This window comes from Bradyrhizobium sp. cf659 (assembly GCF_900113725.1).
GTDB lineage: Bacteria > Pseudomonadota > Alphaproteobacteria > Rhizobiales > Xanthobacteraceae > Bradyrhizobium.
The window spans coordinates 21454-36356 of sequence record NZ_FOQJ01000004.1 but is presented as its reverse complement, the minus strand read 5'-3'; the positions used below and the strand labels follow the sequence as shown (position 1 = coordinate 36356).

General features: G+C 65.6%; 19 protein-coding genes, 1 tRNA gene and 1 pseudogene. 10 read left to right on the top strand and 11 right to left on the bottom strand.

Annotated features, from left to right (window positions below; translation table 11 throughout):
* Positions 1–97 precede the first annotated feature (97 nt).
* Entirely contained in the window at positions 98–1243 is a 1146-nt protein-coding gene (locus BM118_RS19275) for an acyl-CoA dehydrogenase family protein (protein ID WP_092187091.1), read from the top strand.
* A gap of 237 nt (positions 1244–1480) precedes the next feature.
* Here the strand turns inward: BM118_RS19275 and BM118_RS19270 are convergent, their stop codons facing one another.
* Complete coding sequence (locus BM118_RS19270) at positions 1481–2461, bottom strand: helix-turn-helix domain-containing protein (protein WP_092187090.1); 981 nt, start codon at positions 2459–2461, stop codon at positions 1481–1483.
* Between the two features lie 151 nt (positions 2462–2612).
* Between BM118_RS19270 and BM118_RS19265 the strand changes: the two genes are divergently transcribed.
* Entirely contained in the window at positions 2613–3338 is a 726-nt protein-coding gene (locus BM118_RS19265) for an alpha/beta hydrolase (RefSeq protein WP_092187089.1), read from the top strand.
* 43 nt (positions 3339–3381) lie between these two features.
* Here BM118_RS19265 and BM118_RS19260 read toward each other — a convergent pair whose 3' ends face one another.
* Positions 3382–4266 carry a LysR family transcriptional regulator gene (locus BM118_RS19260; RefSeq protein ID WP_092187088.1) on the bottom strand — a complete coding sequence of 295 codons (885 nt, stop codon included), beginning with the start codon at positions 4264–4266 and terminating at the stop codon, positions 3382–3384.
* Positions 4267–4366: 100 nt separating this feature from the next.
* Here BM118_RS19260 and BM118_RS19255 point away from each other — a divergent pair, with 100 nt between their 5' ends.
* The 3 genes from BM118_RS19255 to BM118_RS19245 are packed head-to-tail and all read left to right on the top strand — an operon-like array spanning position 4367 to position 5869.
* Positions 4367–4795, top strand: a complete 429-nt coding sequence (locus BM118_RS19255) for a DoxX family protein (protein ID WP_177234457.1) — start codon at positions 4367–4369, stop codon at positions 4793–4795.
* A 20-nt stretch (positions 4796–4815) separates the two neighbouring features.
* Positions 4816–5274 (top strand): DsrE family protein, encoded by a 459-nt coding sequence (locus BM118_RS19250; protein WP_177234456.1) that lies wholly within the window; start codon positions 4816–4818, stop codon positions 5272–5274.
* On the top strand, positions 5267–5869 hold the full coding sequence (locus tag BM118_RS19245; protein ID WP_092187086.1) for a TlpA disulfide reductase family protein: 603 nt from the start codon (positions 5267–5269) through the stop codon (positions 5867–5869). The genes BM118_RS19250 and BM118_RS19245 overlap by 8 nt, the downstream gene beginning before the upstream one ends.
* 5 nt (positions 5870–5874) lie before the next feature.
* Here BM118_RS19245 and BM118_RS19240 read toward each other — a convergent pair whose 3' ends face one another.
* Both BM118_RS19240 and BM118_RS19235 read right to left on the bottom strand, forming a co-directional pair.
* Entirely contained in the window at positions 5875–7014 is a 1140-nt protein-coding gene (locus BM118_RS19240) for an amidohydrolase/deacetylase family metallohydrolase (RefSeq protein ID WP_092187553.1), read from the bottom strand.
* Positions 7015–7140: 126 nt separating this feature from the next.
* Positions 7141–7217: transfer RNA gene (locus BM118_RS19235), tRNA-Arg, on the bottom strand.
* 142 nt (positions 7218–7359) lie between these two features.
* On the opposite strand from BM118_RS19235, the gene BM118_RS19230 reads away from it, so the two are divergent.
* Both BM118_RS19230 and BM118_RS19225 read left to right on the top strand, forming a co-directional pair.
* Positions 7360–7713, top strand: coding sequence for a VOC family protein (locus BM118_RS19230; protein ID WP_092187085.1), 354 nt, complete (start codon positions 7360–7362; stop codon positions 7711–7713).
* A 121-nt stretch (positions 7714–7834) separates the two neighbouring features.
* Positions 7835–8128 carry a GYD domain-containing protein gene (locus tag BM118_RS19225; protein ID WP_092187084.1) on the top strand — a complete coding sequence of 98 codons (294 nt, stop codon included), beginning with the start codon at positions 7835–7837 and terminating at the stop codon, positions 8126–8128.
* Positions 8129–8185: 57 nt separating this feature from the next.
* Here BM118_RS19225 and BM118_RS19220 read toward each other — a convergent pair whose 3' ends face one another.
* The 5 genes and pseudogenes from BM118_RS19220 to BM118_RS19200 form a co-directional block, all read right to left on the bottom strand.
* A complete protein-coding gene (locus tag BM118_RS19220) occupies positions 8186–9142 on the bottom strand; it encodes a tripartite tricarboxylate transporter substrate-binding protein (protein ID WP_092187083.1) in 957 nt (318 codons plus the stop codon).
* Positions 9143–9188: 46 nt separating this feature from the next.
* Entirely contained in the window at positions 9189–9560 is a 372-nt protein-coding gene (locus tag BM118_RS19215) for a cupin domain-containing protein (protein ID WP_092187082.1), read from the bottom strand.
* A gap of 27 nt (positions 9561–9587) precedes the next feature.
* Positions 9588–10226 (bottom strand): RraA family protein, encoded by a 639-nt coding sequence (locus BM118_RS19210; RefSeq protein ID WP_092187081.1) that lies wholly within the window; start codon positions 10224–10226, stop codon positions 9588–9590.
* A 25-nt stretch (positions 10227–10251) separates the two neighbouring features.
* Positions 10252–10441: pseudogene (locus BM118_RS42355) on the bottom strand (AMP-binding protein); the annotation flags it as partial.
* Between the two features lie 106 nt (positions 10442–10547).
* Positions 10548–11576: an alpha/beta hydrolase gene (locus tag BM118_RS19200; protein ID WP_177234455.1), complete on the bottom strand. Its 1029-nt coding sequence runs from the start codon at positions 11574–11576 to the stop codon at positions 10548–10550.
* Positions 11577–11784: 208 nt separating this feature from the next.
* Between BM118_RS19200 and BM118_RS41500 the strand changes: the two genes are divergently transcribed.
* Positions 11785–12408 (top strand): hypothetical protein, encoded by a 624-nt coding sequence (locus BM118_RS41500; RefSeq protein WP_177234454.1) that lies wholly within the window; start codon positions 11785–11787, stop codon positions 12406–12408.
* Between the two features lie 122 nt (positions 12409–12530).
* Here the strand turns inward: BM118_RS41500 and BM118_RS19190 are convergent, their stop codons facing one another.
* Both BM118_RS19190 and BM118_RS19185 read right to left on the bottom strand, forming a co-directional pair.
* Positions 12531–12743, bottom strand: a complete 213-nt coding sequence (locus BM118_RS19190; protein ID WP_092187079.1) for a hypothetical protein — start codon at positions 12741–12743, stop codon at positions 12531–12533.
* Positions 12744–12779: 36 nt separating this feature from the next.
* The gene (locus BM118_RS19185) at positions 12780–13781 is read right to left on the bottom strand and encodes a 2-dehydropantoate 2-reductase (protein ID WP_092187078.1); all 1002 of its coding nucleotides are present in this window, start codon (positions 13779–13781) and stop codon (positions 12780–12782) included.
* Between the two features lie 163 nt (positions 13782–13944).
* Here BM118_RS19185 and BM118_RS19180 point away from each other — a divergent pair, with 163 nt between their 5' ends.
* Both BM118_RS19180 and BM118_RS19175 read left to right on the top strand, forming a co-directional pair.
* The gene (locus tag BM118_RS19180; RefSeq protein ID WP_092187077.1) at positions 13945–14541 is read left to right on the top strand and encodes a YidB family protein; all 597 of its coding nucleotides are present in this window, start codon (positions 13945–13947) and stop codon (positions 14539–14541) included.
* 42 nt (positions 14542–14583) lie between these two features.
* Positions 14584–14856 (top strand): GlsB/YeaQ/YmgE family stress response membrane protein, encoded by a 273-nt coding sequence (locus tag BM118_RS19175; RefSeq protein WP_177234453.1) that lies wholly within the window; start codon positions 14584–14586, stop codon positions 14854–14856.
* The last annotated feature ends 47 nt before the right edge of the window (positions 14857–14903 follow it).

Sequence of the window (14903 nt, the reverse complement as noted above, 5' to 3'; positions counted from 1 at the left end):
GCCGCCTTGGTAGCGTCACCGGCGCAGCCTGAAAACACAATAATTGCCGCCGCGGCCTGGCCTACCAAACCGGAGCGCCGCATCAACCGAGGTAATCATGGCCTACCGCTCCTCTTGGATGACCGAAGAGCTCGACGTCTTCCGCGACCAGTTCCGGAAGTATCTTGCCAAGGACCTGGCGCCGCATGCCGAAAAATGGCGCGAGCAGAAGATGGTCGACCGCTTCGCCTGGCGCGGGCTCGGCGAGATGGGCGCGCTGCTGGCGAGCGTGCCGGAGGAATATGGCGGCCTGGGCGCAACCTTCGCCTATGACGCCGCCGTGCTGGATGATCTCGAGAGCACCGTGCCGGAGCTGACGACCGGGGTCTCCGTGCACAGCGCCATCGTCGCCCACTACATTCTCAATTACGGCTCGGAGGAGCAGAAGAAGCGCTGGCTGCCGAAGATGGCGAGCGGCGAGATGGTCGGTGCCATCGCCATGACCGAGCCCGGCACAGGCTCGGACCTCCAGGCCGTGAAGACCACCGCGAAGAAGCAGGGCAATTCCTACGTCATCAACGGCCAGAAGACTTTCATCACCAACGGCCAGGCCGCCGATCTCGTCATCGTCGTCGCGCGCACCGGCGAGCAAGGGGCCAAGGGTATTTCGCTGATCGTGGTCGAGACGTCAGGCGCGGACGGTTACAAGCGCGGGCGCAACCTCGACAAGATCGGCCTGCATGCCTCCGATACGTCGGAGCTGTTCTTCGACAATGTGCAGGTAGCCCCGGAGAACCTGCTCGGCAAGGAGGAGGGTCAGGGCTTCGTGCAGCTGATGCAGCAATTGCCGCGGGAGCGCCTTGCCCTTGCGGTTGGCGCCGTCGCCTCGATGGAGCGCGCCGTCAAACTCACGACCGAGTACACCAAGGAACGGAAGGCCTTCGGCAAGCCGCTGATGGATTTCCAGAACACCGCCTTCACGCTCGCCGAGCGCAAGACCGAAGCGATGATCGCGCGCGTCTTCGTCGACTGGTGCATCGAGCGCCTGGTCGCCAAGGACCTCGACACGGTGACGGCCTCGATGGCGAAATACTGGTGCTCGGACAAGCAGGTCCAGACCGCCGACGAATGCCTCCAGCTGTTCGGCGGCTACGGCTACATGCAGGAATACCCGATCTCGCGCATCTTCGTCGATTCCCGCATCCAGAAGATCTATGGCGGCACCAACGAGATCATGAAGCTGCTGATCGCAAGGTCGCTGTAGCGTCGCTTCACCTCAGGCGAAGGCGTTTGAGGCAATTTGGCATCCACAAAAAACACTGTCGTCCCGGCGAAGGCCGGGACCCATAACCACAGGGAGAAGTTTGGCGAAGACTAGCGGTTTGGTACTCCTACCTTTCGCGATTGATAGATCACGCGGTATGGGTCCCGGCCTTCGCCGGGACGACGCGGGGACATCCAGGCGACAGCGTTGCCACAAGCCGCCCTCACGTAACTTCCCTCATCGCACACGCCAGTCGCGCGGCCGGCAGCCGAAGCGCTGCTTGAAGCGCCGCGTGAAGTGGGAGAGATCCGAAAAGCCCCAGTCGAACGCGATGGCGCCGATCGCGCGGCCGCAGAGTGCCGGATCCTTCAGGTCGGCCGCCGCGCCGACGAGGCGGCGATCCATCACATAGTCCGAGAACGTCGTGCCGGAGCGCTCGAACAGCTTGTGGACGTAGCGCTCGCTGATGCCGACCGCGCCGGCGACCGCCGCGACCGTCAATCCCGGCTCGCGCAGCCGCTCGTGAATGGCACGGCGTAGCGCCAGCACAGTGGCGTCCGCAAAGCTTGCGGCTTCCGCCGTCTGCGCCCGCGAGCGGCGCGACAGGCTGAGCGCAACGAGATCGAGCAGCACGTCGAACAGCCGAACGCTGTCCTCTTCCGTCATCCGCAATGCACCGGCGTTCAGGGAGCGCGCGGTCTCGATGATGAGGTGACCGACATGGGGATCGTCGGACACGCGCTCGGCCCTGAAATCGAACGACGGCGGCAGCCGGTCGCGCAAGGCGCGCGACGGCACCCAGAACGAAGCGACCTTCAGCGTCGGGCCGCGATCGTGCAACAGCGTCACCTCGCGGTCGCTGTCGACGATGCCGACCTGGCCCCGCGACAGGCTGACCTCTCGGCCATCCTGGAGCATGCGGCAGCGCCCGGCGAGCTTGAAGTTGAGATAGAAGCAGCTGTCGCGCGATGCCGCGATATCGGCACGCGAGCGATTGACCGTGTGCTCAGGAAACATCACCCGGTTGATTGCGCCGGTGCCGAGCCCGATCGTCTCCACCTTGGCCGGGAAGCGCGACGTCGTCGCCGATTCCGGCGTCAGGTTCATGAATGCCTGGCAGATCGCCTCGCGGTAATAGGAAAACTGCTCGTCCGGCCGGGTCTCCGCGGTGTTCCAGATCGCGTGCCGCGGCCGGCTCGGGGAATTGACCTGCTCCATCAGTTCGCTCCGAGACCAATCCGGTTCAGCGCCAGACAAGCGCGCGGCATCCCGGCCGGTTCAATATGGCGGCAACAACGACAAAGACCGGCGTTCGGCCGGCAAGGCCATCGCCCCGCCGATCTAACCAGCCTTCCGAGGGAGCTACAATATGTCGACCTACGTTCTCGTTCACGGCGCCTGGCACACCGGTGCCGAGCTCGAACCGGTCGCAGCGCCGATCCGGGCCGCCGGCCATCAGGTCTACCTCCCGACCATCAAGGGCAACCGCCCGGGCGATGCCAAGACGACGGGGCTGAAGGAGGCGATCCAGTCGATCGCGGATTACCTCGCCGAGAACAATCTGACCGACGTGATCCTGCTCGGCCACTCCTATGGCGGCATGGTCATCACCGGCGTTGCCGACCTCGTGCCGGAGCGCATCCGCCGCCTTGTCTACTGGAACGCCTTCGTGCCCAACAATGGCGAGTCGCTCAACGACATGGTGCCGCCGCACTATATCGGGCTGTTCGACATGATCGCGGCCGAGCGCGGCGACGGCTCGGTGGTGCTCCCGTTCCCGATCTGGCGCGAGGCCTTCATCAACGACGCCGATCTCGAACTGGCGCAGCGCGCCTACGACATTCTCAATCCGCATTCGCTGAAGACCTTCAGCGACAAGATTGCGCTGAAGACCAATCCGGCGGAGATGCCGCTGGCAAAATCCTACATCAACTGCACCGAAGACACCGCGCTGCCGCACGGCTATCCCTGGCATCCGCGTCTGTCGGAAAAGCTCGGCCTGTTCCGCCTCGTGCAGGTGGCGGGGAGCCACGAACTGTGCTTCTCCGATCCGGCACGCCTTGCCAGGGCGATCATGGAAGCAGGACGCGACTGACCGGGCTGTTCCAGGCCTTTGATCCCGCGGTCGCTGTAGCCGCTCACCGCATCCGCTTGTCGGCGGCGACGAAGTCGATGAAGGTCCTCACCTTCGCGGAGAGGTATTTGCGGCTCGGATAGACGGCGAACAGGCGCCCGTCGAAGATGACGTCGTCGGGCAGGATGTGAACGAGCCGACCGGCGGCGATGTCGTCGGTGACCAGCCATTTCGGCAGGAAGGCGAAGCCCATGCCTTCCAGCGCGGCCATGTGCAGCAGCGTCTCGTTGCCGCTACGCAGGACCGGATTGAGCTTGACGGTCTCGACCGTGCCATTCCTGTTCAGGGAGAAGCTCTCGCCCGGATAGAGCGCGTAGTGCAACAGCGCCTGGCCGGCAAGATCGGCGAGCTTCGCCGGGCGTCCGGCGCGTTTGAGGAACGCAGGGGCTGCAACCATCAAGAACGGAACCTTGGTGATGGGACGCGCGATCAGCGCCTCGTCCGGCGTGCCGGTCGCGCGCAAAGCGAGATCGAATCCCTCCTCGACCAGATTGACCAGCCGTCCGCTGAGATCGACGTCGAGACACACCTCCGGATAGCGGGCCTGGTAATCCGCCAGCACGCCCGCGAAGATCGCATTCGCCATCCACACCGGCGCGGTCAGCCGCAACGTGCCGCGCGGAACGACCGTCGCCTTGCTGACGGCGGCCTCGACCTCGTCGAGCGAATCCAGCATCTGCCGCGCCTGCTCGAAATAGAGCGCGCCGCTCTCGCTCAGGCTGACCCGCCGGCTGGTGCGGTTGAGTAGCCGCGTGCCCAGCCGCTTCTCGAGCTGCATCACGTGCTTGCTCGCCATGGCGGGAGAAATGCGCAGGCGCTGCGCCGCGGTCGCAAAGCTCTTCAGCTCCGCGACCAGGCAAAACACCCTCATACTGACCAGCGAATCCATGAAATCATCAACATCCAGGAAAGGAATTAATCCTGGAACGCATAATGATCAAATAATGCGAAACCATCAAATGGTGGCAATCCTCACTGGAGACCCCACCATGTCCGCCACCACCTTCGAGACCGCCACCCCGGGCCGCGCCCTTCGTATCGGCCTTTGGGCCGCACAGGGCCTGATCTTCTTCGTGTTCGCCTTGGCCGGCCTGGTCAAGCTGCTCACCCCCATCCCTCAGCTGGCCGCGATGATGCCGTGGGCCGGGCAGTATTCCGAAACCTTCGTCCGAATCATCGGACTGATCGACCTCGCCGGCGGCATCGGCATCCTGCTGCCGGCCCTGACGCGGATCCTGCCGCGGTTGACGGTGCTGGCCGCGCTGGGCTGCACGGTGTTGCAGGTGTTCGCGCTCGCCTTCCACCTCTCGCGCGGCGAGGCTGACGTCACGCCGCTCAATGTCGTCCTGCTTGCGCTCAGCCTGTTCGTATTGTGGGGACGCGGCCGCAAGGCGCCGATCGCGCCGCGTCAGTTCTGAGCGGCAGGAACGCCGCCGCCATGATCTCAGCCAATGGATGGTCCCGGAGGGGCCTGCTCGCAGGCACCGCGGTCCTCACCGCGGGCGGCGCCGCCGCCAGGGAGGACCGTCTCGCCGACGGCGTCGTGATCCTGATCGACAGCAACGAGCCCTATGTCATGGGACATGCGATCAGCTACTCGGCGAACCTCGCAAAGCACTTCGCCGAGAAGGGCGCGCGATTGCTGATCGAGGTCGTCGCCAACGGCAAGGGCATCGACGTCTTCCGGGCGGACAAGACCCCGCTGGTCGAGCCGCTCGCGACGCTGCGGCAGTCGCTGCCCAATCTCACCTACAGCATGTGCGCGTCGTCAAAGGCGATCGCCGAAGCCAAGGAGCAGGTCTCGATTCCGCTGATATCAGGCGCCAGCCTCGTCCCCTTCGGTATCGGCCGCGTGGTCGATCTGCAACTCAAGGGCTGGGCGTATATCCATGCGTGAGAAGCCCAGGGCGCGAGGCGCGACACTGTCCAGGCGCGCGCTGCTGATGGCCGCGCCTGCGATCCTTGTCCCTCCGCGCGCAAGCCGCGCGCAGGGCGATCCCGCCTGGCCGCCGGTGTTTGAGGCCGGCCGCAGCCAGTTTACCGTCGTGCGGCCGCGCGCAACGATGCCACAGCTCAGGCTTCAGGACCTGCATGGAAAAGACGTTGTGCTGACGGCACGGCCGGGCCGGATCACGCTCGTCAATTTCTGGGCGACGTGGTGCGCGGCCTGCCGGCTCGATCTGCCCGTGCTCGCAAGCCTCGCGGGAGCGCGGCCGGACCGGCTCGACGTCGTCGCGATCTGCACCGACACGAAGGACCTGCGCAAGATCCGCGCGTTCCTCGGCGGTCTCGCCGTGCAGAACCTCGCCTGCTACGTCGATGCGTATGGCACGGCGGCGGAAGCCTCAGCCTCGGTCTTCACGCTCGTCGGCATGCCCGTGACCTATCTGGTCGGCGCGAGCAATCACGTCGAGGGTTACATCACCGGCGCACCCGACTGGCTCTCGCCGGCGGGCGCGCGGTTGCTGCAATTCTATCGCGAGCAAGCCTGACCCGCTCAATTCGGATGCCACCAGCGGCCGCCGATGACCACGCCCTCCGAAACGATCTTGCGATCCCCGATCAGGTGCTCGCCGACGACGTCCTCATAGTCGAACTGGCCTCGGCTGACCGAGATCAGCGTGGCGTCGCCGACGCAGCCCGGCTTGAGGCTGCCGAGCTCGGGGCGCCGCAGCGCCATCGCCGCGTTCACCGTCGAGGCGGCGATCACATCGGACAGCTCCATGCCCATGCACAAGAACTTCGACATGGTCGTCACCTGGTCGAAGGCCGGGCCATCGATGCAGAGCTGATGGATGTCGGAGGAGATGGTGTCCGGATAGAAGCCGTTGGCGAGCATCGCGCGCGCGGTCTTGAAGGCGAACGAGCCCTTGCCGTGGCCGATGTCGAACAACACGCCGCGCTCGCGTGCATCCAGCACCGCCTTCTTCACCGTGCCTTGCGCCGTCGCCGGCGTGTTGGGGAAGGGACGGAACGCATGGGTCAGCACGTCGCCGGGACGCAGGCGGGCCAGCACGTCCTCATAGCTCGGCGGCGGATGGTCGATATGCGCCATCAGGGGCATGCCGACCTCGTTCGCGACCTCGAGCGCGATGTCGAGCGGCACGACCCCTGAGGTGCCGGAGGAGTGCAAGCCCACGCGCACCTTGATGCCGACGATGAGGTCGCGGTTGGCATCCGCCACCTTGGCCGCCTCAATCGGATTCATCAGCCGCAACTCCTCGCTCTCGCCGACCATGATCCGGTGCGAGAAGCCGAAGATGCCGGCATGCGAGACGTGCAGATAGGCGAGGATGCGGACCTGGCTCGGCTCGATCACATGCTTGCGAAAGCCTGCGAAATTGCCGGGCCCCGCGCTTCCGGTGTCCACCGCCGTGGTGACGCCGGAGAGGCGGCAGAATTCCTCGGCGTCGATGCCGAGCGAGGTGCCGCCCCAATAGACATGGGTGTGCAGATCGATCAGCCCCGGCGTCACGATGTAGCGTGACACATCGCGCACCTCCGTGCCCGGATCCGCCTTGAGCCCGCTGCCGACCGCCGCCACCTTGCCGCCGGAAAAGGCAACGTCGGTCACGGCATCGAGCTTCTGGGACGGGTCGACCACACGGCCGCCGCGCAGGATCAGGTCGAAAGGCATCATCGTCTCCGGATGGGGCAGTAAGGCGCGGCCGACATGTCGGCGGGGCCAGGAGGGAAGTCTGTTGCCTGTAGCAAATTTTGCGCCGAAGGGCCCGCCAAATGGCAGCTATTGCCCATGACAAAATGGCGATCCCGGGATGACTCGAACATCCGACCTACGGTTTAGGAAACCGCCGCTCTATCCGGCTGAGCTACGGGACCGCGGAACCCGCGGGGGCGGGTTCGGCCTCCTCATACCAGAGCAGGATACGGTTCGCCAGCCGCAAGGCGGGCCGGATCATCGTCAACCTGAACAAGGCGGCTGTACAATCGCGCCCAGGTCCCTCTCGGCGGAGCAGCTCACATGATCGAAAGCATCAGCGCCATCACGCTCGGCACGCATGACATGGGGCGCGCCGTGCACTTCTACCGTTCGCTGGGGTTCGAGCTCCTGTATGGCGGCGAAGCCGCTGCATTCACCAGCTTTCGCGCCGGCACCGGCTATCTCAACCTGACGGCGCAGCCGGACGACAAGCGCTGGTCCTGGTGGGGCCGCATCATCTTCTACGTCGACGACGTCGACGGGACCTACGAGCGCGCACGCGCCGCCGGATGGCGGCCTTCGACCACGCCGCGCGATGCAGAATGGGGTGAGCGCTACTTCCATCTCACCGACCCCGACGGCCATGAGCTCAGTTTCGCGCGGCCGATGTCCTGACCGAATAAGTCACATCCGCTGTCCCAACGCGCGAGTAGCGCTATCTCAGCCACCGTGGCAAGCTTCGGTGCGGTTGCCTCAAGCGAGAATTGTATCTGGGTTCTAACCAGGGAGGACGACCATGGTAACCTATGTCGTGCTGGGAAGCTTCACTGATCAGGGAGTCCGAAACGTCAAGGACTCGCCGAAGCGGGCCGACGCCTTCAAGGAGATGGCCAAAACGTTCGGCGTGACCGTGAAAGAGATCGTCTGGACGCAGGGACGATATGACGTTGTAACCGTTCTCGAGGCTCCAGATGAGGCTGCCGCGATGTCGCTCAGCCTTAGTCTCTGCGCGCTCGGCAATGTCCGCACCGAAACGCTGCGCGCGTTTTCGGCGGCAGATATGACAAAGATCGTCGGCAAGATGCTCTGACGCTCAAGCCCGCGCGAACGCACTGGACCCGGGATGACAATCCCGGGAATAGGCCTCTCATGCCCTGATATTGTTCTCGCGCACCACCTTGCCCCAGTAGCTGACCTGCTTGTCGAAGAAGGTCTTGAACGCTGCGCCGTCCTGAAGCAGCAGCGTCATATGCTGCGTCTCCTTGAGCTGGGCGGCGGTCGCGGGCTCGCTCAGGATCTCCTTGGACGCCGTCGCCATGGCGGCGACGATGTCGGGCGGCGTGCCCGCGGGCGCGAAGATGCCCCACCAGGCCAGCGTCTCGAAATCAGGAAAGCCCGCTTCGATCGCGGTCTGCGTGTCCGGCAGCGCCGGCAGCCGCTCGCGGCCGAGTTGCAGGATCGGGCGCAGCATGTTGGAGCCGAGCTGGGCTGCGACCAGCGCCGCCGATCCCGCGATCAGATCGACATGGCCGCCGAGCACGTCGTTCATCGCAGGGCCGCCGCCGCGATAGGGCACGTGCATGATCTCGACGCCGGCCTTGTTGCCGAGCACGGTCATGGCGAGATGGCCGAGCGTGCCGATGCCGACGGAGGCGTATTTCACCGCGCCGGGGGTGGCCTTGCAGGCCGCGACCACGTCGGCAAAGCTCTTGTAGGGACGGCCGGCGCCAGCCGCGATCACGTAAGGCGCGGTGCCGACCAGGAGCACCGGCATCAGCTCGCGCTCGACATCGACCGGCGGCTTGTCGAGGATGGACGGGATCACCGCGTGGGAATCGAAGGTGACCAGGAACGTCGAGCCGTCCGGCGGGCTCTTGGCGACCTGCGCCGCGCCGAGCGCGCCGGCGGCGCCCGACTTGTTCTCGACCACGACGATGCGGCCAAGCTTGGTTTGCAAATTGCTCTGGAGCAGCCGCGCCATCGCATCGGTCGAGCCGCCCGGTGGGAACGGCACGACCAGCGTGATCTTGCCGGCCTGCGCCGCCGCGGGCGCCATCGCCAGGATTGCGGGCGCTGCCAGCAGCGCGCGTCGTGTGATCGTCATCGTCCCCTCCCTTGTGTTTCCGCGCCCGGCTTTTGCTCTTTGGCGCTTAGGTCGTCCCGAAGCCCGACCCCGCTTTTTTGTATTCTGGCCGTGGTGGACTGAAAATGTCCAGCACGCGGGCGCCCTCGGGGCCGGCGCGCATGGTGTGCGGCACATTGCCCGGCGTGCGCCAGAAGTCGCCCTTCTTCACCGGGATTTCCTCATCGCCCTGGACGCGGATGGCGGAGCCGTCGAGCAGCACGCCCCATTGCTCCTCGGGATGATGATGCAGCGTGCCCTGCGCATGCGGCGCCAGCGTCACCACCGACAGCATCGCCTGCTCGCCGGAGAAGATGCGCGTGGTCACTCCCGCCGCGAGCTCGCGGAACAGCCCATCGTCGGGATTGTCGATGTTGTGGAATTCTTCCTTCTGGCTCACGCCATCCTCCCCTTCGTCCTCGTCCGATCAGGCTTTGCCGTATGAGCCCTGATAGCGGCCCTCGCGGATCGCCTTCAGCGTCTCCTCCTCGCGCGCGACCTGGGCGCGCACCGCTTCCAGCAGCGCAGCCGCGCCGGCGGCGGGAAACGACACCACGCCATCCTCGTCGCCGACGACGATGTCGCCGGGCGAGATCACGCTGCCGCCGACCGACACGGGCACGTTGATTTCGCCGGGGCCGTTCTTGTAGGGCCCGCGGTGGATCACTGCGCGGGCATAGCAGGGAAAGTCGTCCGCGGCGAAGGCCGCAACGTCGCGGATCGCGCCGTCGATCACGTAGCCTTCGGCTTTGCGCCACTGCGCGATGTTCTTCATGATCTCGCCGACCAGCGCGCGGGTCTCGTCGCCACCGCCATCGACCACGATGACGTCGCCGGGACCGACCAGCTCGAGCGCGCGGTGGATGGCGAGATTGTCGCCGGGCCGGGTGCGCACCGTGAAGGCCGTGCCCACCAGCTTGCCGCCGCGATGATACGGTTTGAGCCCCACCGCGCCCGGCAGCCGGGCGAGATTGTCCGAGATCACGGACGTGGGCGCACCTCGAAAGCCCTCGATGATATCGGCCGGCGGCTTCGGCACGCTGTTGGCTGCGATCGTGATGGTCATGTCCCAAGATCCTTCCGTAATCTTCTCACTCGGCGTGCGCCCGCGCCTTCGCCGGCCAGATCCGGAAGGCGCGCCCTTCCTTCATCCACGCTGCGCGCTCGTCGCGCAACAGCGTGCGACGAACTTTTCCGGAATCATCGCGGCGGGGCGCCGACGATCTCGAAACTCTCGGGGTGCTTATAGCGGCTGAGCCTGTCCCTCAAGAAGTCCGCCATGCAGCAGCATCAGGCATTTCCACTTCGTCTTCTTGGCGTCGCCTCGGGGTGAGGCGCCCGCGGTGCGAAGTGTAACAGCCAGAGCCGGAGCTTCAAGGCAGCGGCGTCAGCGCTCGGCGCCGCAGCCCGGAATATCGAACAGGGCCGCGAGCCCGCATTTCGAGGTCAGCATCTTGTCGCCGTCATGGCCGACGCCGGCGACATCCCAGACCCTGTGATTGGGCGTGCCGTGATCGCGCTTGGCCATCGCGTCCGCATAGGCGTGGCCGCGGGCGTAACGATAAGGCCCCTGCGCCTCCGCCATGCAGCTCTTGTCCAGCGCGGAATGCTTCGGATTGGTGTCGAGCGTGCCAAGCAGATAGATCACCTCGCGCTCGACATAGCGCTGCTCGAGCGCCGTCGGCGTGGCGTCGGCGAGATAGGGCGGCCGGTCGCCCATGCCGTATTTCCAGTTGTTGTAGCCCGGACAGGATGCGGCAATTGCGGGCACCGGCCGGTCGGCGCTGAAATAGGCATAGGACGAGGGGTTGGCGACGACATAGCGGACGTCGATGTGCTGGCGCGACAGCGCCGCCTCGCCCTTGCCGGCGATGGCATAGCGTTGCACGACCTGGCCGCCGCCGGAATGGCCGGCGACCACGACCTGCTTCAGGTTCGGGAAGATGCGCCGGTCGGAGAGTTTTGCGAGGATCGCATCGAGTGCCTCGAACGAGGAGACCGGATTGGGCGCAAGCGCGGCATCGCCGCCCTCCCATCCCTCCAGCGACCAGCGCAGCGTCTCCTCCGGCAGCTTGTGCGCTTCGATATCGATCTCGGCGAGAAACTGCGGCACGATCATCAGTGCGGCCTTGCCGTCGTCGCCCGCCGCGGCCTGCGCGTTGTTGGCCGATATGTAATATTCGTCGGCGTTGCGCAGGCGTCCGTGCAGCACGATGATGGCGCGCGAGATCGCGGGCTGCGGCATCGACCAGTCGCGGGAGAGGTAGAGCGGCAGCATTCCCCGGCCGCCGACCGAGAGCCGCGCATCGCCGATCGCCTTCACCGGCTTGCGGTTGGGCGCATCTTCGTCCGCCGCGAAGGCATGGCCGCACGTCAGCACCAAGGCGAGTGCGGCAAATCGGGCCAGCGCTCTCATGACGGAGATTCTCCCCCAAATTCAGATCGATCAAACTGTAAGCGCATCCTATGCCGCGCGGCTGTGACTCCCGCGCCACGTCAAGCAAAAAATGTCAGCATTGCAGCCATGAAATTCCCGGGTTCCATGGGTGACAAGCCGGCGATAAAGGGGCAAAAATTGGCCCGACTCAGTTCGGGTTGAGTTTTGCAAGGAATGCACTCGTAGAATGTCGGTCGTCGTTGCATCGCGTCGTGCGGCGCTTCTCGTTGCCGCAGCAGGATTTTTTCTGCTGACGCACACGCATGCCCAGGCGCAATGGTGGAAGCGCGCGCCCGTCGACTTCGAGGAATGCGCTGATACAGCCGAGAAGGCCGCAACCAAGGCCGAGAAGACATCCGCACTTGCCGACTGCAATGCCAAGTTCGCCGGCCGCCGCAAGGCAGGCGGCGGCTACACCTATTACGATTTCCTCCAGGACCGCTCCTTCGACATCGCAGGTCCCAACCCGACGCCGGAAGAGCAGAAGAAGATCGACGAAGCCTACACCGCCTATCTCGCCAATCAGCGCCGCAGCAACGAAGCGGCCCAAGCCACCGCGCGTCAGCAGCGCGAGCAGCAGGAACGACAGGCGCAGCAGCTCCAGCAGGTCGCGCTGCGGACCGACGTCGAGCGCGTGCCCGTTCCGGTCGAGCGGCCGAAGGTGCAGCAGACTGTCGGCCAGCGACCGAAGGGCACACCCTGCACCAAGGGCTCGTTCTCCTGCGAATGGCCGCGGCTGTCGGAAAGCCTGAACGATCTGAAGAAGCTGTTCAGCCCGACGCCGAGCAAGCCGGCGGCGAAGAAGGGGTGAGCTGAGGGCTCAGCCGTCATTGCGAGCGCAGCGAAGCAATCCAGAGTCTTTCCGCGGAGGGATTCTGGATTGCTTCGCTACGCTCGCAATGACGGGCTGGATGGAGATTCGCACCCACATTCTCAGTTCGGATGCTTCTTTTTGCTGTGCTTGGGTCTGACTGCGGGCGTATTCGCCGGCGCCGTCGCCGGTGAACTGCCCAACTGCGACCGGCTCTCCTGCAACCGCCTGTCATAGCCGGGGGAGTTCATGACAGTCGGCGGCCGGGCTTCCGCAAGCGTGGACGCGCCGCAGAGCACGGCCAGTGCGAATCCGATCATCGAGAAACGCCTCATCGTTGCTCCTCCGGTCGCGCGGCATGCGCTCAGGCGCTACCCGCGAATCTGCTGCGGCGTCAGCCCGGGCGGGCCGTTGCCGGCGACTTCAGCCTCCTTGATCAGCGCAACAATGCGGCGCATCAGCGGCACCGTAACATTGTTCTGCTCGGCAAGCGCGATGACCGCGCCCTGGAGATAATTGATCTCGGTCTTGCGGCCCTGCTTCAGATCCTGCCACATCGAGGAGCGCGCCTCGGGATCGATCTTCATGGTCCGCCCCAGGATCGCGTTGAAGATCATGTCGGGCAATTTCAGCAATGCCGGCGTCCAGTTCAGCGGGATCGGCGTCGCGGAGACCGGATTGAGGCCGGCGGCCTTCATCGCGGCCAGCCCCTCTGCCATCTGGTCGGCGAACAATTTTCGCCAGTCGCGGTTTGCCAGTTGCGCGGCGAGCGGCATGTCCGACAAGGCGCTGAGCGCGTTGTTCAGGTTGATGATCAGCTTGCCCCATTGCACGCCGGTGATGTCGCGGCTCGCGCGCATCGTGAGGCCAGCCACCGAGAGCGTCGCGGCCGTGTTCCCGGCGTCCTCTCCGACATGGATGTCGCCGGAGGTCGAGCGGTGGAAGCGGCCCTCGCCCATCGCGATCACGTTGAAAGGCACCATGCCGGCCAGCACGCGCCGGCCGCCGAGACGCTCGCGCAGCACCGCGACATTGCCGACGCCGTTCTGAAGCGAGACGATGACGGCATCCTGTGGCGCATGCTGCGCGATCTGCACCGCGACATCGGCGGTGTCGGCGCTCTTCACGGTCACGAGCACGATGCCGGCGCTATGGAAGATCGAAGGGTCTTCCGACAGCGCGAGCTGGCCGGCCCCGAGCTTCTTCTCGGAGCCGTCGAAATCGGTCAGCCGCAGGCCGAACCGCTCGATCTCGGTCTTCACCCGCGGCCGCACCAGCAGCGCGACGCGGCGGCCGGCAGCCGCCAGCATGCCGCCGACGAAACAGCCGATGGCGCCGGCGCCGGCCACCACGATCGGTCGATCCGCAACCACCTGACCTCAACTCCCTGAATGACCGGCCTTCGATAGCAGAGGCGAGGCTAGCTGCCCATCGCGTCGCAGCCGCCTTGTAACCGTCATGAGTGCCCCATATGTTCTCGCCCCGGGGGCAGTCAGCGGCGAGCACTCGCCGAACGAGACGCCAAAGGAGAGCACCATGGGTCTACTCGACGTCCTCAACGGCATGCAGAACGGCCCGCGCGGCCCCAGCACACCCAGCTCCGAGAAATCCTCCGGCGGCATGTCGCCGATGACCATGGCGCTGCTCGGCCTGCTCGCCTGGAAGGCGTTCAAGCATCTGACGGCAGGCCAGCCGGGTGCGGCGCCTGCCCCGCAGCAGCGCTCACCGCTGCCGCCTCCGACGCCTGTAAATACTGGCAACGCCACGCTTCCCGGAGGGAGCGGCGGCGGTCTCGGCGATCTGCTCAAAGGCGGCCTCGGCGGCCTGCTCGCAGGCGGCGCGGCCGGCACCGTGCTGAGCGGCGGGCTCGGCGATCTCCTCAATCAGCTCCAGCAGGGCGGCCACGGCGAGGCCGCGAATTCCTGGGTCGGCAAGGGCGAGAACAAGCCGATCGAGCCCGGCGATCTCGCCAGCGCACTCGGCGCGGACCAGATCGAGAGCCTGTCCGCCCAGAGCGGCCTGTCGCGCGAGGAGCTGCTCTCCGGCCTCAGCCAATATCTGCCGCAGGTGATCGACCACCTGACGCCGGACGGACGGCTGCCGACCGAGAACGAGCTCTCGGGCCGAATTTAATCGAAGATCGATCTGCGCGTTCTCGGGAAGGGGAGCATTGTCATGAGCATGGGCGGCCTGTTGTGGATCATCGTCGTCGGCTTCATCGCCGGCCTCATCGCGCGCTGGCTCGCGCCGGGGCCGAACAATCCGAGCGGCTTCATCCTCACCACCATCCTCGGCATTGCCGGTGCGTTTCTGGCGACCTTCATCGGCCAGGCGATCGGCCATTACGGTCCGGACCAGGGCGCCGGTTTCATCATGGCCACGATCGGCGCGGTGGTGGTGCTGTTCATCTGGCACCGGCTGGTGACGAGCGGCGTGATAAAAGGCTAAACACACTCGGTGTCATCCCGGACAAGCGCGCCCAAGCGCGCGCAGAT